This is a genomic window from Psychrobacter coccoides, assembly GCF_017498085.1.
Lineage (GTDB): Bacteria > Pseudomonadota > Gammaproteobacteria > Pseudomonadales > Moraxellaceae > Psychrobacter > Psychrobacter coccoides.
Genome location: NZ_JAGBKM010000011.1, coordinates 59,012 through 81,403 on the forward strand (window position 1 = coordinate 59,012; position 22,392 = coordinate 81,403).

Consider the following 22,392-nt stretch of genomic DNA (forward strand, 5'->3'; position numbering starts at 1 on the left):
TTCAGTTATTATGGTTTGTCTTTTTATTTACCGTTATGTCAGTGACCCTAAATTTTATTATCAAATCATTTTTAGCAAAAACTTGTCTTATTGATGACGTCTACTGCGTACAATAGCCCGAATAATAAAGAAGACGATGACAAGGGCGACAATAATACCGATAACTGCCAGTAGGCCTGCGTATTTGATCAAAAACGGTCTTTGGTCTACGCCCACTGCGATACGATTGACATCAGCTGCATCCACATCACTACTGGTCAAACCACCGAAGTTGATGCGGACATAGTTGGCGATACTGGCCACTTGCTCGTCATTTAGCTCATCAGCAAACCCTGGCATGATGGGCGAGGTATTGGTACTGCCTTCTATCCCGTGCAAAATCATATTGACTAACGCATCAGGTTTTTCACGGCGAATACTACTTAAACCGACGATAGGCGAGTACTGAGCATCAGGCTGACCATAACCATCAACGCCATGACAGCTGGCACAGGTGGCCAAATATAAAGCTTCAGGTGAGTGACTACCATTCGCTACCTCTGCTTTAGCCTCAGCCAAATATCTCTTTTGGGCGACCAAATCATGAGTGATTGACTCATTTATTGGACTGGGTAAGCGTGAGGCATCGACTGCAGTGACCTTATCATCCGTCTGAATGGCAGGCACTGCTTTTAGGTAAGAAGCAATGGCTCCTAAGTCCTCATTCTTTAGGTAGCGAGTACTGTGAGCGACGGCCTCTCCCATAGGACCACCAGCAAAGGCGCGTTGATCAAGCTCACCGGTACGTAAATAAGTGACAATATCTTGCTCGCTCCAACTGCCGATACCGCTAGATTTATCAGGGGTAATATTTGGTGCATACCATGACCCAAGTGGTGCTCCTGATAAATACTTACTGGTATCAAAGCCCATCGTACTATTACGTGGTGTATGACAAGTACCACAATGCCCCAAAGTATCCACTAAATACTCACCACGTTGCTGGGTTTCAGTTAGACCCTCACGTGGGGTGGTAGCAGGTATATTAAGCACATTCCAGCCCAGCATGAGCGTGCGAATATTAAAGGGAAAGGGTAGATCCGTTTTATAATCGGGTGCCTGATCATAGACGGGTACTGTCTGCAGATAAGCAAATAGCGCACTAATGTCTTCATCAGTCATACTATTGTAAGAAGGGTAAGGCATGGCTGGATATAGCATGTGATCAGGCGCACGTCCTTTTTGCAGCGCCTTTTTTAGATCTGCTTCAGTATAGTTGCCAATACCATAACGTTTAGAGGGGGTAATATTGGTGGCATAGATACTGCCCATAGGGGTTTCGATGGCTACACCGCCGGTATAGTCTTCACGGTGGCATGCCATACAGTCGGCGGCACGTGCAATATATGCCCCCTTATTGACCAAATCACTATTGGCTGGGCTGACATTGGGTAAGTTCGCACTAGGAACACTTGCACCTTGAGCCATTGCGGCGCTAGAGGTGATACCGATGGCAAGCATCGACAACATCACAGAGAGTGGCTTCATAATATCCTCATATAGCTGGCATATAGTGGCTATCAAAATTAAAAAAAGTAATATAAAACAATCATAAAAGCTTAAATATCACTCAATATAAAATTCGCTTTTATGGCGCCGTGGTATAAGTTGATAATAGGAAGGATGGTAGAGAAGCGATTCTCCCATGTACACCATCCTTGGTATACAAAGTATGGTTATGACTGTTTTATGGTCATGACCTATATTGGTTTATTTTATGCTTTGTAAGTTATCAATATATGCTGGGCTTTATGGTACTTACTGTTTTTTTAACTTATGTTTACTATTTCTAAGATAAGACTATTTCGCTACTCTTGCTTGATTATTAACTTATTAGCTGTATATATTTACAAAAGTTTAAATAACCTACAGAGATGTTGTACAGGTGTCCATTGTTAATATTTTTAAATATATAATAATAAAAAATATTTTTATAAAACAATGTAAAACAATGACTTATAGGGTAATAACTAAGATTCACCTTAATTGTGAATAAATATACTCACAATTAAGGTAGAGATGGATCATGAATTACTGAGTTTGCTGGTTTTTTTGTATGTACATAAAATATACAAAGATAGAGGCTGTTTTTGGAGATAAAAAGGTTGAATCATAAAATTTAATAGGTAGCAACAGTGAAATGAGAATAATTAAAGATAGGGTTGAATATAAGTATTAAATATCGAGAGGGGTAGGCAGCGGAGTACACATGCAAGTAGGCTTATTCAAAATAAACCAATGATATTCCCCTTGTCATCTAAATCAATATGCTCAGCAGAAGGACGGTTGGGCAGACCGGGCATTTTCATAATAGGACCACAGATCACCACGATAAATCCAGCACCAGATGAAATACTGATATCACGTACATGAATATCAAAGCCAGTTGGTCGTCCAAGGCGTCTGGTATCATCACTCAAAGAGTACTGAGTCTTGGCGATACATACTGGCATCTTATCAAGGTTTAGAGCCTCTAAGCGACGTATTTTGGCCATGGCTGAGCGACTGATATCGATGTCATCGGCACCATAGACCTTTTGAGCAATCGTGCGAATTTTATCAGCAATGCTGTTGTCACTGTCGTAAGCCAAGCGAAATTGGCTAGGTTTATGACTATTATCATTGAGCAGTTTAAGTAAAGTGTTGGCTAACTCTTCACCGCCAGCACCGCCTTTTTCCCACACTTGCGTCAGCGCGACTTCTACGCCTCTGGATAGGCAGGCTTGTCGTACCAGATCAATCTCAGCGTCGGTATCACTGGCGAACTGATTGATGGCAACGACTACGGGCAGTCCATAGACATCTTGCATGTTTTCGATATGCTTCATCAGATTTGGCAGACCTTGCTCAAGTGCTGGCAAGTCTTCAGTCGTTAGCTCGTCTTTAGCGACCCCACCATTGTATTTCAACGCTCTGATGGTGGCGACGATAACGGCCGCATCTGGCGTCAGTCCTGACAAGCGACACTTAATGTCACAGAATTTTTGCGCACCAAGATCAGCGCCAAAACCTGCCTCAGTAAGGGTATAGTCGGCCAGATGCATGGCAACGCGGGTAGCAATGACAGAGTTACAGCCGTGGGCAATATTGGCAAATGGTCCGCCATGGACGATGGCCGGTGTACCCTCAATGGTTTGTACTAGGTTGGGCTTGATAGCTTCTTTTAGAAGCACTGCCATAGCGCCATGAGCATTGAGATCTTTGGCATAAATGGGCTGTTTGCGGTGGTTAAAAGCAACTAAAATATTACCTAAACGCTGTTTTAAGTCGCTCAAGTCTGTCGCTAAGCAAAAGATAGCCATTACTTCAGAGGCGACAGTGATATCGAAGCCATCTTCACGCATCACACCGTCTGTGGTTTTGCCAATGCCGCTGATAATATTACGCAGCTGGCGATCATTCATATCCACTGCTCGTCGCCAAAACACTTGTTTTGGGTCGATGTTGAGCGTATTACCTTGGTAGATATGGTTGTCAATCAGCGCTGCCAATAGGTTATTTGCTGCTCCAATGGCGTGAAAGTCTCCAGTAAAGTGCAGATTGATGTCTTCCATAGGTAGGACTTGCGCATAACCGCCGCCAGCTGCGCCACCTTTAATCCCAAACACTGGGCCGATGGATGGCTCACGTATGGCAACTGTTGTTCTCTCACCGCTTTTTTCTTGCTGATGAATGCGATTTAATGCATCAGCCAGGCCAATCGTAACCGTGGTCTTACCTTCACCAGCGGGTGTTGGGTTGATAGCAGTGACCAATATTAATTTGCTTTGCTTGCTTTTAGCCGGCATGGCAAACACATCAGTGGGGTTTATTTTTGCTTTATAATGCCCATAAGGCTCTATATTGACAGTTGATAAACCAAGCTTTTCAGCAATGAGGGTGATTGATTGTAAGGTGGTATTTTGGGCGATGGTGATGTCGCTAGGTACAGTCATACTCAAGGTCTCGTGACAGTCTTAAAGAATTGTAGATAGCATAGCGGCTGATTTACTTATGTGTGTAGTAGGAAAGAAACCAAAGTCACAAAGTCATCAAACGCTTCGGTGGGATTGAGTTCACGAATGTCTTGCCCGTAGTTATAGCCATAAGACAGTCCGATAGTATCTATACCAGCCCGCTGTCCTGCCAAAATATCGTTTCTTGAATCGCCGATCATCACCGCCTTGTCTTGCATGACACCAAGTTTGTCACAGACATATAAAAGCGGTGTCGGATCGGGCTTTTTGGTGGATAGGCTGTCACCGCCCAAGACCTCGCTAAACAAGCCCTGCCAACCAAAAGACTGCAAGATTTTGGGGACGAATCGGATTGGTTTGTTGGTCACTAATGCTAGTGTAAAGCCAGCACCATGCAGCTTTTGCAGGCCCGTATCGACATCAGGATAGGCGACAGTTTTACTGGTTTCAATATTACTATAGGCCTCTAGAAACAGCTGCTCAGCATGATCCGCTTCTGCTTGAGTCACCTCACCTGCTAACACTTCTATTTTGCCTACTAAGGCCCGCTCGACCAACATCCTTGAGCCATTACCGACCCAATTGCGTATGGTAGCGAGAGGGTAGATGTCTTTACCGAGCTGAGCGAGCATGATGTTGGTTGCATCAGCCAAGTCTGGCACGCTATCGATTAGCGTACCATCGAAGTCAAAAATCAAAAGCTGCTTATTCATTTTTCCTCGCACCAGGTTAGTCATTTGTTTTTTTGGTATACATTTGCAGTGTTAAGTGGTTAACCACTATTACCATAGCACAGCAAGCCATTAAAACTAACGGTTACTACAGCTGTTTGGCATTATTAGATAACGTATCCATTTTATTTAGTATCGACTATATAGTCAGTTGAAAATAAAACTGTTACATAAGTTTAAGCGCTCTACTGGTATAAATTTTACTTGCGTGCTGTATACACAGAGGCTGCGCAAAATTCACCCCAGTAGCGCTATGTTCTTTTTAAAGTGCATCGACTATAAAAGCTCGCTACTGCTCTCAAGGTGAATAGACGGTATGCTATTCAACCTCTTTATAGCGCTCTCGATGTTCTTTTTTCATTTTTAAATAGGTGTCATTTTTGCGGCACAGATCCCATTTTTGTTTAAATATTCGGGCAGACTCCGCTTTGATGGGATCTTCTTGTTGTCGTGGCAGCTCTTCACGCCCATGGGCGCCGCTTTGGCCTTTTTTATCCTCAGGCACAGGTCCTTTATATTTTTTGCCGCCTTTATGATTGGCATAACGGCGAGCACGAGTATAGCCCATCTGAATAAATTTGCGTGCCATATCGGCACCGACGAAATCATCATCGGCTAAATAATCCAAAAACATCTGATAAATCGTCTCGCTACTTTTGGCGGCAATATCAGGTGTCGCAAAGCGCCAGTGTGGTAAAATCTCAGATTTATACGGCTCTACCAACAATACCCCTTGCTCACCACGACCGACACGATAGAGCTCAGGTTGGGCTCGCAGGTCTAGGTTTTTATAATCCAAATCATAATCAAATTCTCGCATATTACTTTTCCATTATCTGTATTATTACTGAGTATACTGAGCGTTAGCGTCTAAAAAACAGCGCAAAAATGTTATACAAGCGTGACATCTGGCCTGTAATATGTGAGCTGAACAGTAAATACTATTAATATGAAGTAGGTAAAAATCGTGATAACTGAGCCTAAAGGCATGTCTGCTACAAATCACTCTATGATGTCATTTAATCCTATGATACTCATAACAGTGCTGCTCACGCTGAGTGTACTGAGCCCCTCTGCTGCCCATAGCGCTTGGTTTGAGCGTTTGATACCGCAAGGCGAGATCTATACGGTAAGCGAGACAGATCGTGATTTGGCATTTGTGATTGATGGCTTTATTTATGATGCCCGTACCTCTTGTTTCTTGGCTGTAGGCGATCGAGTGGTGTTTTTTGAAGGACGTCACGGTATCGACTACCGAGCGACGATTTATGCGCTGGACTCACGTGAGCGCTGTCAGTTGTTGTTACGTGGACGACTGTACCAATAGCAGCAAGTATCTGCAGTAAGCTTACTTTAGGATAGAACAGCTATAAAAAAACACATAAAAAAAGCCCCAAACATCTCTTAATGTTTGGGGCTTTTTAGAATAAGGTAAACGAATGGTGGCTCGAGGCAGGATCGAACTGCCGACACACGGATTTTCAATCCGTTGCTCTACCTACTGAGCTATCGAGCCGTCTTCGTTGAGGCGCTATTAAACTAAATATACGCCCCGCTGTCAAGCAGTTTTTGCATTATATGTGATAAAAGTGCATAAATGCTTAAATATAAGCCAAGTTAAAGCAGTTTAGCGGCTATTTAGTCCTTTACTCTGAGCAGCTCATACTCGCTCATGATACGGTGAATGTCGGTATCGACAGGCACAAACTCACGCACGCCTTTTTTGATTTCGGCATCGTAGACGAGCTTGATAAACTTAGCATCAATGGCGCGGCCTTTATTTTGCGGATGTACAGTCAAATACTGCAGACGTTTGGCATTGGTCTGTCCGTCATCGAAACAAGCGACTGCAGCGATGGGCTTGTCATTAAACATCCCGACGTAGAGTGTCTGACCACGCCCAAACCCTTGCTTAATGATGCTTAGCACTTCGCTGCCACTAGGATGGGCATCATCAGCGTCATACATGGCTTGTAAGCGCTCAGACAGCTCATGTTCCCGTGTTGGCTTTTTGATCAGTGGAGCGTCCAAGCGGTTGATGGCTATTGCTTCTAAAGGCATAGTCGGTTCCTATAATATGATATAGCGCAGGATGATTAGGGCAGGCGCGGCCATGATTGATAATACTGAACATACTATTTTAGCAGAATAAAGCAATTTTGTGCTTGGTTTGCGCCTTGACCGTGGCAGGAGTGGTTCGGGTTTGCTATGATGAGGGTAGTAGCCTATATATTTATATTATCTCAGCTTTTATTGAAGATAATGAAGAGGTTACCAGTTTTTTATTTGATAGCGACTGATGATGGTTCTTGTTTAATCATCAGTTGGTAATATTTATCTCTTATTGTTGTTATGTTTAGAATCCACTGGGCTTATTATTAGGCCTATTTTTATTGTTTGCTTTTAATTGATAGAGAGTAGCCATGACCGCCAATTCAACAACGACATCTGACCAAAACCAACCACAGAACTTAAACTTACATGGCCGCCCAGTACGTACTGCTACCGTTGAGCGTAACACGGCCGAGACACAAGTTAAATGTACCGTTAATCTTGATGGGACAGGTCAAGGCGTGGTCGATACAGGTGTACCGTTTTTGGATCATATGATCGATCAAATCAAGCGTCACGGCCTGTTTGACTTAGATATTAAATGTACCGGCGACACGTATATCGATGATCACCATAGTGTTGAGGATACGGGAATCACTTTGGGTCAAGCCTTTGCTAAAGCGTTAGGCGACAAAAAAGGCATCCGTCGTTATGGGCACTTTTATGCCCCGCTTGATGAGTCATTGACTCGTGCCGTGGTAGATCTATCAGGGCGTCCGGGTTTGCATATGGACATTCCATTTACCCGCTCACATGTAGGCAGCTTTGATGTTGATTTGTTTAGCGAGTTTTTCTTTGGCTTCGTCAATCACTCATGGATGACGATCCACTTGGACAATCTCAAAGGCAAAAACAGCCATCACCAAATTGAGTCAACCTTTAAGGCATTTGCTCGTGCGCTACGTATGGCGTGTGAGTACGATGAGCGGGCGTTGAACACCCTACCCTCTACTAAAGAGGCGTTTTAGATGAGCCGAGCCACAAAAGTTGCACTATTAGATTATGGTATGGGTAACTTGCACTCCGCTGGTAAGGCGCTATCAGCGGTAGGCGCAGAAGTCTCTATCACCAATGACCCAAAAGTCGTCACAGCGGCTGATAAGATTGTTTTTCCGGGTGTCGGTGCGATGCGTGATTGCATGATAGGTATGAGGGAGGCTGGTATCGATGAGGTCGTACGTGACGCTGTTTTTAATAAGCCTGTCATGGCGATATGCGTCGGTATGCAGGCGCTGTTTGAGCGCTCAGCTGAAAACGGTGGCACTGACTGTCTGGGGGTTTTAAACGGTACGGTAGAAGCGTTTGATCCAACATGGCAAGACAAGCAAGGGGCCACGATTAAAGTGCCACATATGGGCTGGAATACCATCACGGAGATGGATACCAGTCATCCGTTGTGGCAGGGTATTGAAGACAATACGCACTTTTATTTCGTGCACAGCTATTACTGCGCCCCTAGTGATGACTCCCAAGTCGCTGCTATTTGTGATTATGGTCAGCCGTTTTGTGCCAGTATCATCAAAGACAATCTGTTTGCCACTCAGTTTCACCCCGAAAAAAGCCACACCGCAGGGTTGCAACTGTTAAAGAACTTTGTCGAGTGGGATGTGTAGCCACGATGTTTTTTCTTAGCACTGATAGCGTAGAGCAATAAGTGGATTTTCATACCTTTAAAGTGGGCGTTATATCCGTTACCGGTCTAGACAAAGATGCTTTGCATATCTATGTGGGTGTCGGTATTTATCTGCTGTGTTTATTGATATTGCGCCCAGTGATCAAAAACCAAAACCTCAGAGCACTGCTGGCTTTGTTTGTCGTCATTGTTGTGGCTCTAGCAGGCGAGTATTTGGACAATCACCATATCATTAGAACCAGAGGGTTTTTGGCTCTACGACTGGTCGATATAAAAGCGAGCTTACATGACTTGATCAATACCAGCCTGCTGCCTTTTTTGCTCTTTGCTTTACATAAATGGACGCGTATCTTTCAAGCTGCCGCTCCTTCTAAAGCTTTAATCAAACGCCACAAAAAAACGGACTATTAGCCAGTCCGTTTTTATTTTGATATAAAACTGTTTATGATGGCAGCATCTCAAGGCAGTTATTTAGCCTTATCATAAAGCTCTCTTACCACTTCACCGATCACTGCGATTCCTTTCTTCAAAGTGTCTTCATCGGCAGCGATACTCATGCGAATACACTCATGCGCATGCTTATAATTATCCACATCGACACCAGGGAAGAAGAACTGACTTGGTACAATGAGCGTGCCTTTTTCTTTGAGAATATCGTAAAGCTCAAGTGTGGTAATCGGTAAATCCTTAAACCACAACCAAAAGAATATTGCCCCCTCAGGCTTATGAATCATCAATGGATAATCACCCAGCTCTTGTTTGAGCAGCGCAATGGCTTTTTTTGCTTGTTGCTGATAAAACGGCTTAACCTCTGTATCCGACAGTGTTTTGATACTATCGTTTTTTACCAATGGCGTGGTAATCGCTGCACCAAAGCGAGTAGGTGATAGATTCACTACTGCACTCATGGCACTGACCGCCTCAATGACTTCAGGCGCAGCAACGATGATACCCGTGCGTACTCCAGGCAAGCCGATCTTCGACAAGCTAAAGCATAAAATAGTATTGTCATCCCAATCGAGTGTCACGTCTGGATAAATGATATTAGGGAAGGGCATACCATACGCATTATCAATAATCAGTGGCACGTCGTATTTTTTTGCAATCTCGCTCAGCCGCAGCATCTCTTCATCGGTCAACACATTACCCGTCGGATTGGTCGGACGTGAGCAGCAAATCGCCCCGATACGCCCCTCAACCAGTGCAGGTAGGCTCTCTAAGGCTTCAAAATCCACACGATATTTAAAGAAACCGTCTTCGCCCTCATGCGTCACTTCTTCAATATGCGGCAGTACGGCGGTAAAGTGTTGACCCTCTATGTGCACGTCACTATAGCCAATGTACTCAGGCGCAAGCGGTAGCAAAATCGACTTATCGCCATCGGTAAATTCGCCGCCAAACAGGTTAAACAAAAAGAAAAATGCGTTTTGTGAGCCATTGGTTAGAGCGATATTCTCCGCACTCAGATTCCAATCATAATGACGATTAAAAAACGCCACCAGCGCTGTAATAAACGCCGCATCACCTTGTGGGTTGGAGTAGTTGCCCATACTGTCGATCGCTGCGCTGTTTAGCATCTCTTTACCGATGTCATGATAGGTTTGCAAAAACAGCTCATCTACCGCCGCAATCTTGGCAGGATTGCCGCCGCCAAGCATATTGACTGGCTGATCGCTTTTGAGCGCATCGCCCAAATCATCCATCAGTTGCGAGATGCCCGTGGGCTGAATAAACTTTTGACCAAATTTGGAGAATTTCATAAGGGTACCGTGCTGTTTTGGAAGGGGTTATCAGGTTATTTCATAGATAAAGTGGCGCTAGTATAACAAATGCCGACGATAAGGTGAGTAAACAACCTGGCTTGATACAGCGCTTACTATATAGTCGATACTAAATAAAATAGATACACTGCATTAACACGCTAGACTGGGATAAATTTTTCTTGCGTGCTGAACCTGCGCAGACAGAGGCTGCAAAAAATTTATCCCAGTCTAACTGTATTCTTTTTATACTGACCTGACTATACAAGAGCTTGTCCGATACCCAACAAACGCTAACACATCCTCAGCTATAACCCTTATATAGTAAGTGCTAAATACCAGACCCACTACGATTAAAAAAGGAGTCCCTCATGAAAGCCGTATTACTCGATGAAAAAAGATTTGTCGCCGACCTTGCGCGACCTACCCCTGAAAAAATAACGGACTACGTCACCTTTGAAGAAACCCCACAGGACAACCAAACCATCATTGAGCGCTGTCAAGATGCCGACATTATGATCAATGGCTCCCTACGTATCGAGCGTGAAGTGATTGAGGCGCTACCCAATCTCAAACTCATCCAGCTCCTCTCTGTCGGCTCCAACCACATTGACAAACAAGCCTGCGCAGACAATGGCGTCACGCTCCTCAACGCACCAGGTTTTGCCAGCGCCACCGTCGCTGAGCACACCATGATGCTACTACTCAGCGCCATGCGTGCCAGTATCAATTACCACAACAAAGTGAAAAGTGGCGAATGGGAGCAGAAGGGGCGAGCCGACATCATCGATGCTGAGGCCATTGACCTTGAGGGTTTAACCATCGGTATGATTGGTATCGGTGACATTGGCAAGCGCATCACCAAGCTTGCCAAAGCCTATGACATGAATGTCCTATGGGCAGAGCGCCAAGGTCGCAAGCCTCGTAATGATGACTACACCGACTTTGAAACCGTCCTCAGTAAGTCCGATGTCATCACCATACATTGTCCGCTTACCGAGGAAACCAAGCATCTCATTAACCAAGATACCCTCAGCAAAATGAGCAAAAAACCGCTACTGGTCAACGTCGCCCGTGGCAAGATTGTCGATAGCCAGGCCTTAGCGGAAGCGGTCAAACAGGAGCAAATACTCGGCTATGCTACCGACGTATTTGAACAAGAACCTGCTGGCGAAAATGAACCGATTGTCCAGCTTGCTAACGAAGGTCATCCTCGCATCATTCTCACCCCGCATATGGGTGCAGGTAGCCGAGCCTCGCAAGTCAAACTATGGAAGATAATCACTCGCCAAATTAATGACTTTATTGAAAATAATCAGAGTTAAAGTGGTTGAGATGTGAATTGAGAGGGTTTTGGAACTGATGCAGCAGAAACCTGCTTTGCGCTTATAGTTGGCAGTCTGCGACGCACAGCACCTAGGCACAGTAGCGTTTCAACGTCCGAGCGACTACTCCTGTGCAAGGTGCTGTAAGCGCTACAGCCCACCAAGCTACCGCTGCAATCAGGGCTAAAAAGCCTTGCTAGGGCAGGGTTCATTATAGTGGTTGAAATATAAGTTTTGAGTGTGGGCGGTAGGGTGCGTTAAGCTTGTCAAACTCTCGTAGAAGATGTAGATAAGGTGTAATCCACCGAATAAGCTTCACTATTATATTCAGTAATTTTTCATACAAGGGTAAGTTGCGCTATCGCTAATCCATTTTACACCTGCTTATCACTCTTACGTAAATTATGAAAGCTACATAATAATTGAGCATTATTTAGAATAGTTTCGCCACCCTTCGAGTGAGGTACTACATGGTCAGCTTGATAGTCAGACCATGGAACTTCCGCTTCTCGTCTAGACTTACCTTCATCAAGGCAAAGCTGGCAAACTCCATGAGCTTCTCTATATATCTTAATTCGCTCTAACTCTGAAAAACTTCTTTTCAAGTCTTTATCAATAAACTTAAAGTTATTTTTATCTATATATTCAAAAAATACTTGACGCATAACACGATCGCGAGTTGCTAAATCATTTTCTCCTTGTTGACGATTATTACTAAAAGTTAGCATGTCAAAATCTGTAGATTCATCGTAGTTACGCCATCTATCGTGGAAATACAATACAAAATCTCTTATAACTTTACGCTCTTTATCTTCGATTACATAATGCTTTTTAAGGTGTCTTATTAATAAATATAAGGAAATAATAAAGTATTCTACTGATAGCTCTTTAATTGGAGAGCCATCTTTTATCATTGGGTCATTTTGGAATATTTTATAGAATTCATCTAGATTACGAATGACTGACTTGCTTTCAGCTCTATTCTCGTAGTCATAATTGCCTATACCCGCATCTTTTTTTTCATCATTAATAAACTGTTCTATCTTTTTGTCACTTAAATCTGCATAGCCTGTGACAGAATTTTCGATCATGGTGAAACGAGCCATGAATTGAAGGTGTTTCATTCTTTCATTACTAACATTTAGCAGTTGGAAGAACTTTAGTTTGTTCGGGTTAGAGTCAACAGGATGGTATTGTTCGAAATCAAATGTTTGGTCGTCTGAGTATTTGACAATAAAGTTTCTAGAGAGGCTTGAGAGTTGGGCATGAGCTATCTCCATATAATTCAGGTTTTCACCTTCTTGTAGTCTTCTGAAAATTTCGGTAGCAATAATCTGATGATCAACATTTTCTTTTTGTTCAATATTTTTAATTACGTCTGTTTTGAAGGATAGTCTATCAATAAATCTTTTATGATCATCACTAATCTCGCTGTACCTTTTTCCTACTAATTTAGAATCAATATCTTCTAAACTTTTCGGCAAAGTGTATTTATCTTTGAAGAAGTCTACAACGGTGGTAATGCGTTGCTGTCCGTCTATAACTTCAGATACTGAACTACTATCCGATACTCTAACTTCTCTCAATACTAATTGTGGAACATAGTATTTTCTTATCAAGCTATCCATAAGTGCTTGCTTTTTTTTAGTAGACCAAACAGCTTTTCTTTGATAAGGAGGTCTGGTAACGAATTCAGAAGGATAGTCATGGAACTCTTTAATGATATAGATTTTTTGTTCTATGGTATATTCTGTCTTAGGATTAAAAGCCATTTTAACTCCATGAATTAAGTATTTTTTTATCGAAGTTTTTTCAAGTGGTCGTCAATACCACTTTTATATACTGTCTATTTTAATTGACTATCTAATTTAATAAGAATATGTATTATCACACACGTTACTGATTTTGCTAAGCCTAACAACTCATAGAATATAAAATAAGGTTTTGATTGATGGTGTGAAAGTCGATTCAATGCTTTTCACCCTAAACCATAGCCCTTACCCTCGCCATAATCCCGCGTCCAATCACCAATCTTACATAAATAATAGCAATGCCAAATAGCAAGGCGACTAATGCCACACCACCAATGGCTAAGCTCATCCACGGCACACTATAGCGTAAGTTAAACCACTGAGTAATCACAAACCACGAGCCCGCACTGGCGATAACGGCCGCAAACAGCGCAGCGCTAATACCCAGCACGCCAAGCTCCATGATATTGAGCACATACAAGTCCCGTCTTTGCATCCCCAGCAGGCGAAACGACGCACTGTCCGCCATACGATCTTGCGAAGTAGAGAGCAGCGAGCTGATCAGCACCATGATGCCCGTCAGCAATGCCAGTAGGGTAAAGACATAGACCAAGCGGCTCATTTGCGACACCAAGTCTTGGACTTGCTCAGCGATTGCTGTACCGTCAATCGTAGTCACCGCAGGGAACTGGCGTACCAGTGTCGCTTGCAAATCTGGAATCTCATCGGCTGGCACATGCGCAGTGGCAAACTGGATTTGTGGCGCGCTGGACAGCACAGATGGCTCAAATAAAAAATAGAAAAACGGACTGGGCCCACGCTCAAAGCGAGAGCGAATACTGGTGATCTCACCGGTCAGCTCGATACCCTGAATATTAAAGACGATCTCATCGCCCATACCGACGTTTAGCAGATCGGCAGCCGTATCCAAGATAGAGAGCGGCTTTGTTTGCTGTAATGGCGATACCCCCTTATCTTGGTCCGCATCTTGAGGGGTGTTTTGATCAGCGATCGGTGTGTAGAGCGTGTCTTCGGTTACCGCATCGACGATATACTCCGTATCCATGACACTATCGGTATAGCTTAAATTAAAGACCCGTGTGGGATCATCGCCACCACCACTCGTGTCAATATCTTGTGCAGCCACGCCATCAGCGCTGACCACTCTTGCCCGCACTACAGGATAATAACTGACAGGCACTTTAAGAATGTCATTAATACTGTCGTGCTGATCACTTTGTACATCGAGCAAAAAGATATTGGGCGCATCTTCAGGATAAGCATTGATAAACTGAGCATTAATACTGTGATTTAAAGTGGTAATCATCGTCAGTACCGCCACCGACAGCGACAAAGTCACAAAAAACAGCGTCGATTGATTGCCTTTACGGGCCAAGTTATGAATAGCAGTACGCTGCATCCAGCCGACCTTACCCGTCTTTGATAAACGTGATAACAACCACAGCCAACCCCGTGCCAGCGCCCAAAAGATAGCGACAAAGCCGATAAGGCCGGCGAGCAGTTGGGCGGAGAGCACCCACGAGCCAACCTCAAAGGTAAAGAATAAGTACAGTCCAATCAACATCAGTCCATACCAAAGAACAGGCATACGCTGATACCAAGACTGAGTGCGTGACGACTGACCAGCGCCTTGATTGAGCAGGGTGGCAGGCTTGGTGGTCTTTAGCGAACTGAGACCACGCTGGGTAATGACCAAGGTAAGTATGATGGCGATAACTAGGGTTTTAATCACACTAATAGCACGGATACTCAAACCAATATCAGCAGGCAAAATAGCCGATAAGTAAGGTTGCCCGACTTGCAGCAGTCCAAAGCTGAGCACCACAGCGACGACACTGGCGATAATGGCAGTTGTGAGTAACAGCCGATAATAGCTGATTTTAACCGCATCAAGGGGCTCGCCCAATGCCAGTCGTATGGCGTTATTGGCTTGCTGTCTGGCGACAAAGGCACTAATCACCCCATACATAGCGACAGCAGAGAGCAGCAACACCGCAATGACCAGCAGCTTTAAAAACATCAACACATTATCAGAGATGTTGGAGACTGCCGTATCAGCTGACTGGGCATCGGACAGCTCGATATCAGGGTGGCTGTCGAGTAGCTGTTCAAGCTTTGCTTGCTGCGCCGCTATCGTCTCGGCATCTCCCGCCATCTCGATACGATAATTAATGCGACTACGCTGACCGAGCAGCTCGGTTGCTACAAGGGCATCGGCCGCCATGAGAACACGACCACCAAAACCAAAGGCGGTCAAGGGGCGATCCGGCTCTTTAATGAGCACGTCGCTGATGGTGAATTGCGCCTCACCGAGGGTGATCACATCACCGATCTCTGCTTCGAGACTTGTGAGTACTTCAGGAGCGACCACCACGCTGTCAGTCGTCAGTTGCTGCCATAGTGATTGCCCTGATGCCAGCTCAACTTCGCCATATAAAGGATAGCTTGGCGTTACCGCTTTGACCCGTGATAATAAAGTTTGCTCATCAGTAACCACCATAGCGCTAAACTGATAATCATAGACAACCTGAGTGTCCGCTAATGTCTCTACTTGAGCGGTGATATCGCTTGACCAGTCTTGCTTGCTGTTTAGGATTAGGTCGCCACCGACCAGTGCCCGTTGATTGTCATTGATATAGGTATTGACCGATTGCTGAATCGAGTCAAGACTTAAGTAAGTGGCCAGCGACAAGCTTAAGGTAATTAAAAACAATACTGGGTATATCCAGCGTCGCCACCAGCTGCGTGTCAGAGCTTGCGTACCTAAATTGCGAGTAAACCATTGACCAATAAGATCAGCCGAAGGTGTTGATGGATTATGAGCAGAGGCGGTAGGCTTGGTAGAGAGGCGATGAGTCATGATGATAAAACCCTGCCATCTTGCATGGTGATGACACGGTCAGCCATTTGGGCAAGCGCTGGGTCATGAGTGACCACCACGAGCGCTGAGCCCGTTTGTTGCCGTAAGTCGAGTAGCAGCTGCATGACTTGTTCGGCATTTTGTTCGTCCAGATTTCCTGTGGGCTCATCAGCGAAGACGATTTTGGGGCGTGAAACTAGTGCGCGAGCGACAGCGGTACGTTGCTGTTCACCGCCTGATAGCTGATTGGGCAGGCTATGACGTCGATGACCAAGTCCCACTGCCTCAATTAAGGTGTCGACCCGGGTCTTATCAGGTCGTCTGGCGATATCCAGTGGAAAGGCGATATTTTCTGCGACCGTCAGTGTCGGGAGCAGATGAAATGACTGAAAGACAAAGCCCATATCTTGCTGACGAATCACCGCCAGCGCCTCTTCATCAAGATTGCTTAAGGTTTGCCCAGCCAGTGTCACCGAGCCGCTATCAGGATAGTCTAGCGCTGCTAGCAAACCAAGCAAAGTTGATTTACCCGAGCCTGACTTACCCATAATCACCACAAACTCGCCAGCATCGACATGAATACTAACGTCTTTGATAATAGACAGCGACTGCTCACCGACTTGCACGGTTTTAGTGAGGTTTTCGGCGGTAAGTAGAGCGTTACTGGTAGGTATGGCGGTCATTGAATAGTCTCGATTAATATATGTATCGCTATAAGTGTTTGGCAAGAAAATAATTATAACTAATTACCCTCACTTGCTACCATGCTCTCAAGCTCAGGCGTGAGCACAGGTAAAATATTTTCATTGACGATAATTTTATAGCCTTCCTTGGTTGGATGGATGGCATCTGCTTGGTTGAGAGCGGCATCACCGCCCACACCTTCTAAAAAGAATGGAATCAGCGTAACCCCCGTGTCTTCGGCGATGCGCGGATAAATCGCGGCAAACGACTCTACGTAGTCTGAGCCAAGATTGTCATAAATCTGCATACCGCCCAAGATGACTTCGCTGCCATCTGCTTGCAAGCGTTTGATGGCGGTACGGATGTTATTTTCGATAGTGGCGACTTCTATACCACGCATGGCATCGTTAGCACCGATAGTCAGTATGGTGATATCAGGTTTGGTCTGTAGCACCCAATCCAAGCGATTGACCAGCCCTGTGCTGGTCTCGCCGCTCAAGCCGGAATTGACGACAGTGATATTGGGATAGCCCATTTTCTTTAACTGAGATTCTAGTTGGGCAGGGTAGTTGTCATCGGGGTCTACACCTAGACCTTCAGTCAATGAGTCACCTAAGGCTAAGATGGTAATGGGCTGCTCGCTCACCTCTACTGACTCAGCAGCTGTTTCACGTGAAACTTCGTCAGTCGTTGGTATCGAAGCGGGGTCTGATACAGGCTCATTAGCCTCTGTATTGTTATCAGGCGCAGGGCTACAAGCCCCTAAGGCCACGCCAGCTAGCAGGGCTAGGCTAAGCTGCCTTGCTCGTTTTATCAAAGGTGTCGATAAGCTAAATCTTAGAGATAATGACATATTGGTTCCGCTGTTTGGTGATCGCTGATATGCCCATTATAGCAACAAGTTTACTGGCGATCGGTTGTCAAAGATTGGTTGATTTTATTCAGCATCGTTGCTACTCAAAAACTCATCAATCTCTTTATAAGTATGCATACAGATATCGGGGTTGAGGTTTTCCATATTTAGATAAGCATGAATCACTTTATCAAAAGTGATGTGCTGGGTCTTAACACCAGCCTTGTTAAGCTTAGCGGCATAAGCGACGCCTTCATCATATAAAGGGTCAATCGCTGCATTAATAATAAGCGCAGGTGGCTGATATGTCAGCTCATCTTGACTGGCAAATAAAGCCGACTTTGACTGCCTGTCTTCACCCTGTTGAAAGTACTGATCAAAATACCACTGAATACGTGCTTGGCTGAGCAGATAGCCATTGGCGTATGTCTCAATAGAAGGGCAGCTCATGGTAAAGTCAACGCTAGGATAGATAAGCACTTGCGCACTGATGTCATAGCGCACCTCAGATTGTCTTATCCTAGGGTCACGCAGTAGATTGGTGACCAATGCACCACCATGACTGTCACCTGCCACCACGATACTGTCAGCATGGACTTGCTGGCGGGCAAGCAGTTTGGGTAAGCCAAGCAAGGCAGTACACGCATCGTTTTGAGCGCAAGGATAAGGGTTTTCTGGCGCTAGGCGATACTCTGGCGCAATAACGATATGACCTGTATGTTTTGCCAGGCGGCATAAGATTTGATGATAAACAGAGACGCTACCCGCTGTGCCACCGCCACCATGAAAGTAGAGCATAACAGGTAGTGTGGTCGGCTCAGTGTGGTTTTTGCCTGCGGGCAGGCTAGGATAAAAAAGGCGTACAGGCACATCATAAGGGTGGTCAGTAATCGACTTATCACATTCAATGATGTCATCAACGATACATGCAATATCTACAGTTTCGGTGACAAAGCTACGGGTCAGATTTGCCAAACCGTCCCGAGCATTAATGGCATTTGGCACACTGCCTGTTTGTATAAAAGCAGGCAATACTTGCTCATTTAATACCTTCAGATAGTTCGCTACTGTGGGTAGTAGCTCAACTTGGCTTTGACTTTCAGTGTCAGTTGTATGCTGTTTAATAGCGTGACTCATATTCATTCCTTTGAATTGATCGGTTTAAACTAAGCAGGGCGACCATCGACCATTACGGGGCGGCTGACCATCCAAGCAAAGATAACGTTAGCAATCATTAATACCAGCATGATTAGTAGTGGCAAATCCCAACTGTCTGTCGCTTCATGGAGCCACCCTGTACCTAGAGGACCAAAAAATGCAATTAAATAACCCACCGCTTGCGCCATGCCAGATATCTCACTTGATTGATTGGGGGTATAAGTGCGCATAGAAAAAAGCATCATACTTAAGGTAAATATCGCTGAGCAACCCATGCCCATAAATGCTGACCACAACCAAGCCAAATCAGCTGACAGATAACTGACGCCAAATATCCCTATCACGTTTAAAACAGCTGCTGACACTGCCAACGCTTGGATAGGGCGGCCACGGTTCACAAGCCAAGTTAAACTCAAAATAGCGACTGGGGCCATAAATTGAAATACGGCGTTCATTTGTCCTGCTTTTACTGCTGAGAGGCCGTTACTGACCCAAATAGAGGGTAAAAAGCTGGCAACGGTATAAAACAACAAAGACTGTAGACCCATGAAAATAGCAATTTGCCAAGCAAAGGCATTGCGCCACATAGATATCTCAGAAGAGCCTGAGGCCATAGGTACCACAGGCTGATGATTTGATGATCCGAGGCGTAGACGCAACACTATCCAAATAATTAAGGTAAAGAGCCCTAAGATTGACCAGCCACCTAGCGCCCATTGCCAGCCGACATACTCAGATAGGGGCAGTACGACTCCGGCTACCACCCCAGCTGTCACGGTCATTGTGAGGCTGAATAGTCCAGTGATCAGTGGAATATGATTGGGCGTACGCTGTTTAATAACCGGTGCCGCTAAGGTATTGGCAAAACCTATGGCTAAGGTCAATAATAATGTGCCACTCAAAAACCCAATCCAAGTCGGCACAACGCTACGAATGATCATACCTATCGTCAAAAGCGCAATCATCGCAATCAAGGTATTCTCAAGACCGAAACGCTTGCCAATAGCTGGTGAGATCAGTGCACCGAGAGCAAAACCTAACATCGGTACTGCACCTAGCCAACCAACTTGTGTCTCAGAGATATTAAGCGCCTCTTGTACCACTGGGGCAATAGAGCCAAGGGCAACGATGGGCGAGCGCATATTGGTGGCGAGCAAAACCATCGCACATAGCACCACCCAAAACGTAAATTTCGATGAAGGGGCGTTCATGAAGCGTGGTTGGGCTGAAGACGGCAAATCGGCAGGGTTAGACATAGCAGCACTATCAAGTAAGAAAAAAACACATCATGATATAAGTGCTTATAGATAAGCACTTATATCATGACCCCAAAAAACGCCACCAAAGCGGTGGCTGGCATAGATAATAAAAATTAGGAAACACATCGCACCACATGACTTATTCATAATAGCTCATTAAGCCATTAGGCACTCTAACTTATCTAAGGTATAAGTAATACGCGTGTAAAGCCAGATGAAATTATAAAAAAAGCGTTAAGCATATGAAATGATGCTTAACGCCATTATAAGAAAAGAGCAGCAGGAGTACTATCAGCATATAGTAACTGATAGAGAGGTACAAAAAACCCTCCTAGACAGATTTGCCCAGTTCAGCCGCTTTTAGTGCATTCTTTTGCTGTTCAGCGACGAGGGTGTCGCATTTATTGGGATCATCACCACAAAAAGAGCATCTCTCATCACCCATCAGTTTGGCGACACCGCCACACGAGCCTTTTAGCGGTTGTTTTTTAAGCATATAGCCGATACCCATAAAGACAAAGAATAATACAAATACAGTAAAGGTAATGGCTAGCATGGGAAGTAATTGGCTAAGCATAGAGGGAACCTCGGCACATTCAGCCTGCGTTGCAGACTATTATCGGATGTATCCCTCTATTCTATCATATTTGTAGGGTCTGATTCATACCTTGCTACAAGTCAGTTACACGCCTACATAACGTGGATAGCGATGTAGGCTGCAGCGCCTGCCAAGTAACCAACAAGGGCTAATGCACTGATATGCTTGAGATACCACATAAATGATATTTTTTCCATACCCATAGCGGCGACCCCTGCTGCTGAGCCGATGATTAAGCAGCTACCACCGACACCAGCACAATAAGCCAAGAAGTGCCAAAACGCACCATCTTGTAAAAACATACTTTGACGAGCCAGCTCATCACCAGTCAGTCCAGCCAAAGCCGAATCAGTCAGCAAGGGATACATTTTCATCGCCCCTGCTACCAGTGGCACGTTATCAACCAATGATGACAAAAGACCGATAAACACGTTGATGACATATAAGTTACCAAAAGTATTATCAAGCCACGTCGCCATGTCGATTAAATGCCCTGCCGTCGCCAGAGCCGAAACCGCTAAAAGAATACCTAAGAAAAACAAAATACTAGACATATCGACGCGGGTAAGTACCCCAACGACCGTCATTTGCTGTTTGACATGCCATGGGTCATGGCGATGAACCAGCTCAGTATATACCCAAAGCACACCCACGCCGAACAAGATACCCATATACGGCGGAAGGTTGGTCAGGGTTTTAAATACAGGTACAAATGCCAGTGCGCCAAGACCCAAAGCCAAGATACTGATACGCATCTTTGGCGTCACCGCATCGAGCGGATTGGGTGCAGCTGCACTACTTTCGCCATTTGAGTAGGCCTCAAGGAGCTTTACTTGCTTCTCCTCTATGCCGTTGATTGCCATGGCCGAGGCGACTGTGTACTCACCAAGATAGTTGACGTTAGAAGACTCAATAGGGGCTTTCGCAGGTTTTGGTCTGCGTATCTCTTTACCTCGGAATATAAACGTCAATATCAAGAGCGGTACAATAGCAGCGATTAAGCTTGGAACGATCAGATCGACGATAATATTACTGGCTGTGATTTGGTTACCAATCCACAGCATGGTGGTGGTGACATCCCCAATCGGTGACCAAGCACCACCAGCGTTAGCACAGACGACGACTGTACCGACAAACCATAAGCGCATCTGTTTGCTGGCGACCAGCTTGCGTAGCAGTGAGACCATGACAATAGTGGTGGTCAGGTTGTCTAATAAGGCGGAGAAGAAAAAAGTCAGCGTACCAATGGTCCATAACAAAACCACGGCGTTGGTGGTGTGAATGCGGTTGGTGATGGCGGCAAACCCATCATGGGCGTCAACCAACTCAACGATAACCATAGCCCCCATCAAGAAAAACAGAATCTCTGCAATCTCTGATAAGTGATGACGTAGCTCAGTATTTAACAGAGCCGAGGCGCTAAAACTATCGGTGAGTTGACTGGCGAGCAATGTATCAGCACCAATCACCAGTAGTGTCCAGACGATAACTGCCGTTAAGAGGGCAGAGGCGGCTTTATCGACATGGAGATTGTGTTCTAGAGCAATCGCAATATAGCCTAAAACGAAAACTACCGCCATCAATGAATAAATCATTGGATATCCTTAGTGTAAGAACACAGTGACAACAGTTATTTAAATGCCTACATTGTA

General features: G+C 44.9%; 19 protein-coding genes and 1 tRNA gene. 5 read left to right on the plus strand and 15 right to left on the minus strand.

Translation table 11 applies throughout. The annotated features are described in order from the left end of the window. Window positions 1-87: 87 nt before the first annotated feature. The 4 genes from J3492_RS07385 to J3492_RS07400 all read right to left on the minus strand — a co-directional run bounded on the left by J3492_RS07385 (window position 88) and on the right by J3492_RS07400 (window position 5,546). Window positions 88-1,527, minus strand: a complete 1,440-nt coding sequence (locus J3492_RS07385; RefSeq protein WP_207991164.1) for a cytochrome c — start codon at window positions 1,525-1,527, stop codon at window positions 88-90. A gap of 737 nt (window positions 1,528-2,264) precedes the next feature. Next, window positions 2,265-3,974 (minus strand): formate--tetrahydrofolate ligase, encoded by a 1,710-nt coding sequence (locus tag J3492_RS07390; RefSeq protein ID WP_207991165.1) that lies wholly within the window; start codon window positions 3,972-3,974, stop codon window positions 2,265-2,267. Between the two features lie 56 nt (window positions 3,975-4,030). Next, window positions 4,031-4,708, minus strand: a complete 678-nt coding sequence (locus J3492_RS07395; protein WP_207991166.1) for a phosphoglycolate phosphatase — start codon at window positions 4,706-4,708, stop codon at window positions 4,031-4,033. Window positions 4,709-5,045: 337 nt separating this feature from the next. After that, window positions 5,046-5,546 (minus strand): DUF4385 domain-containing protein, encoded by a 501-nt coding sequence (locus tag J3492_RS07400; RefSeq protein WP_207991167.1) that lies wholly within the window; start codon window positions 5,544-5,546, stop codon window positions 5,046-5,048. 168 nt (window positions 5,547-5,714) lie between these two features. On the opposite strand from J3492_RS07400, the gene J3492_RS07405 reads away from it, so the two are divergent. Beyond that, complete coding sequence (locus J3492_RS07405; RefSeq protein WP_207991168.1) at window positions 5,715-6,053, plus strand: hypothetical protein; 339 nt, start codon at window positions 5,715-5,717, stop codon at window positions 6,051-6,053. 113 nt (window positions 6,054-6,166) lie between these two features. Here the strand turns inward: J3492_RS07405 and J3492_RS07410 are convergent. Together J3492_RS07410 and J3492_RS07415 are read right to left on the minus strand one after the other, a co-directional pair. Continuing rightward, window positions 6,167-6,242, minus strand: a tRNA-Phe gene (locus J3492_RS07410). A gap of 122 nt (window positions 6,243-6,364) precedes the next feature. Then, the gene (locus tag J3492_RS07415; protein ID WP_207991169.1) at window positions 6,365-6,787 is read right to left on the minus strand and encodes a hypothetical protein; all 423 of its coding nucleotides are present in this window, start codon (window positions 6,785-6,787) and stop codon (window positions 6,365-6,367) included. A 362-nt stretch (window positions 6,788-7,149) separates the two neighbouring features. Between J3492_RS07415 and hisB the strand changes: the two genes are divergently transcribed. From hisB to J3492_RS07430, 3 genes are read left to right on the plus strand one after another with little or no spacing between them, the layout of a single operon-like run. Then, window positions 7,150-7,806, plus strand: coding sequence for an imidazoleglycerol-phosphate dehydratase HisB (gene hisB, locus J3492_RS07420; RefSeq protein WP_207991170.1), 657 nt, complete (start codon window positions 7,150-7,152; stop codon window positions 7,804-7,806). Beyond that, the gene (gene hisH / locus J3492_RS07425) at window positions 7,807-8,451 is read left to right on the plus strand and encodes an imidazole glycerol phosphate synthase subunit HisH (RefSeq protein ID WP_207991171.1); all 645 of its coding nucleotides are present in this window, start codon (window positions 7,807-7,809) and stop codon (window positions 8,449-8,451) included. Between the two features lie 41 nt (window positions 8,452-8,492). Further along, window positions 8,493-8,882 carry a hypothetical protein gene (locus tag J3492_RS07430; protein WP_207991172.1) on the plus strand — a complete coding sequence of 130 codons (390 nt, stop codon included), beginning with the start codon at window positions 8,493-8,495 and terminating at the stop codon, window positions 8,880-8,882. 56 nt (window positions 8,883-8,938) lie between these two features. Here the strand turns inward: J3492_RS07430 and J3492_RS07435 are convergent, their stop codons facing one another. Then, complete coding sequence (locus J3492_RS07435) at window positions 8,939-10,231, minus strand: valine--pyruvate transaminase (RefSeq protein ID WP_207991173.1); 1,293 nt, start codon at window positions 10,229-10,231, stop codon at window positions 8,939-8,941. 371 nt (window positions 10,232-10,602) lie between these two features. Between J3492_RS07435 and J3492_RS07440 the strand changes: the two genes are divergently transcribed. After that, on the plus strand, window positions 10,603-11,556 hold the full coding sequence (locus J3492_RS07440; protein WP_207991174.1) for an NAD(P)-dependent oxidoreductase: 954 nt from the start codon (window positions 10,603-10,605) through the stop codon (window positions 11,554-11,556). A gap of 374 nt (window positions 11,557-11,930) precedes the next feature. Here J3492_RS07440 and J3492_RS07445 read toward each other — a convergent pair whose 3' ends face one another. The 8 genes from J3492_RS07445 to nhaD all read right to left on the minus strand — a co-directional run bounded on the left by J3492_RS07445 (window position 11,931) and on the right by nhaD (window position 22,335). Continuing rightward, window positions 11,931-13,328 carry a GmrSD restriction endonuclease domain-containing protein gene (locus tag J3492_RS07445; protein ID WP_207991175.1) on the minus strand — a complete coding sequence of 466 codons (1,398 nt, stop codon included), beginning with the start codon at window positions 13,326-13,328 and terminating at the stop codon, window positions 11,931-11,933. Window positions 13,329-13,539: 211 nt separating this feature from the next. Continuing rightward, window positions 13,540-16,188 carry an ABC transporter permease gene (locus tag J3492_RS07450; RefSeq protein WP_243453158.1) on the minus strand — a complete coding sequence of 883 codons (2,649 nt, stop codon included), beginning with the start codon at window positions 16,186-16,188 and terminating at the stop codon, window positions 13,540-13,542. Beyond that, window positions 16,185-16,871, minus strand: coding sequence for an ABC transporter ATP-binding protein (locus J3492_RS07455; protein ID WP_207991176.1), 687 nt, complete (start codon window positions 16,869-16,871; stop codon window positions 16,185-16,187). The genes J3492_RS07450 and J3492_RS07455 overlap by 4 nt, the downstream gene beginning before the upstream one ends. 59 nt (window positions 16,872-16,930) lie before the next feature. Further along, window positions 16,931-17,725 carry an arylesterase gene (locus tag J3492_RS07460; RefSeq protein ID WP_207991177.1) on the minus strand — a complete coding sequence of 265 codons (795 nt, stop codon included), beginning with the start codon at window positions 17,723-17,725 and terminating at the stop codon, window positions 16,931-16,933. 84 nt (window positions 17,726-17,809) lie between these two features. After that, window positions 17,810-18,862: an alpha/beta hydrolase gene (locus J3492_RS07465; RefSeq protein ID WP_207991178.1), complete on the minus strand. Its 1,053-nt coding sequence runs from the start codon at window positions 18,860-18,862 to the stop codon at window positions 17,810-17,812. A gap of 29 nt (window positions 18,863-18,891) precedes the next feature. Then, window positions 18,892-20,139 carry an MFS transporter gene (locus J3492_RS07470; protein WP_207991179.1) on the minus strand — a complete coding sequence of 416 codons (1,248 nt, stop codon included), beginning with the start codon at window positions 20,137-20,139 and terminating at the stop codon, window positions 18,892-18,894. Window positions 20,140-20,473: 334 nt separating this feature from the next. Beyond that, the gene (gene nqrM, locus J3492_RS07475; protein WP_207991180.1) at window positions 20,474-20,719 is read right to left on the minus strand and encodes a (Na+)-NQR maturation NqrM; all 246 of its coding nucleotides are present in this window, start codon (window positions 20,717-20,719) and stop codon (window positions 20,474-20,476) included. Window positions 20,720-20,832: 113 nt separating this feature from the next. Then, a complete protein-coding gene (gene nhaD / locus J3492_RS07480; RefSeq protein WP_207991181.1) occupies window positions 20,833-22,335 on the minus strand; it encodes a sodium:proton antiporter NhaD in 1,503 nt (500 codons plus the stop codon). Window positions 22,336-22,392 lie beyond the last annotated feature (57 nt).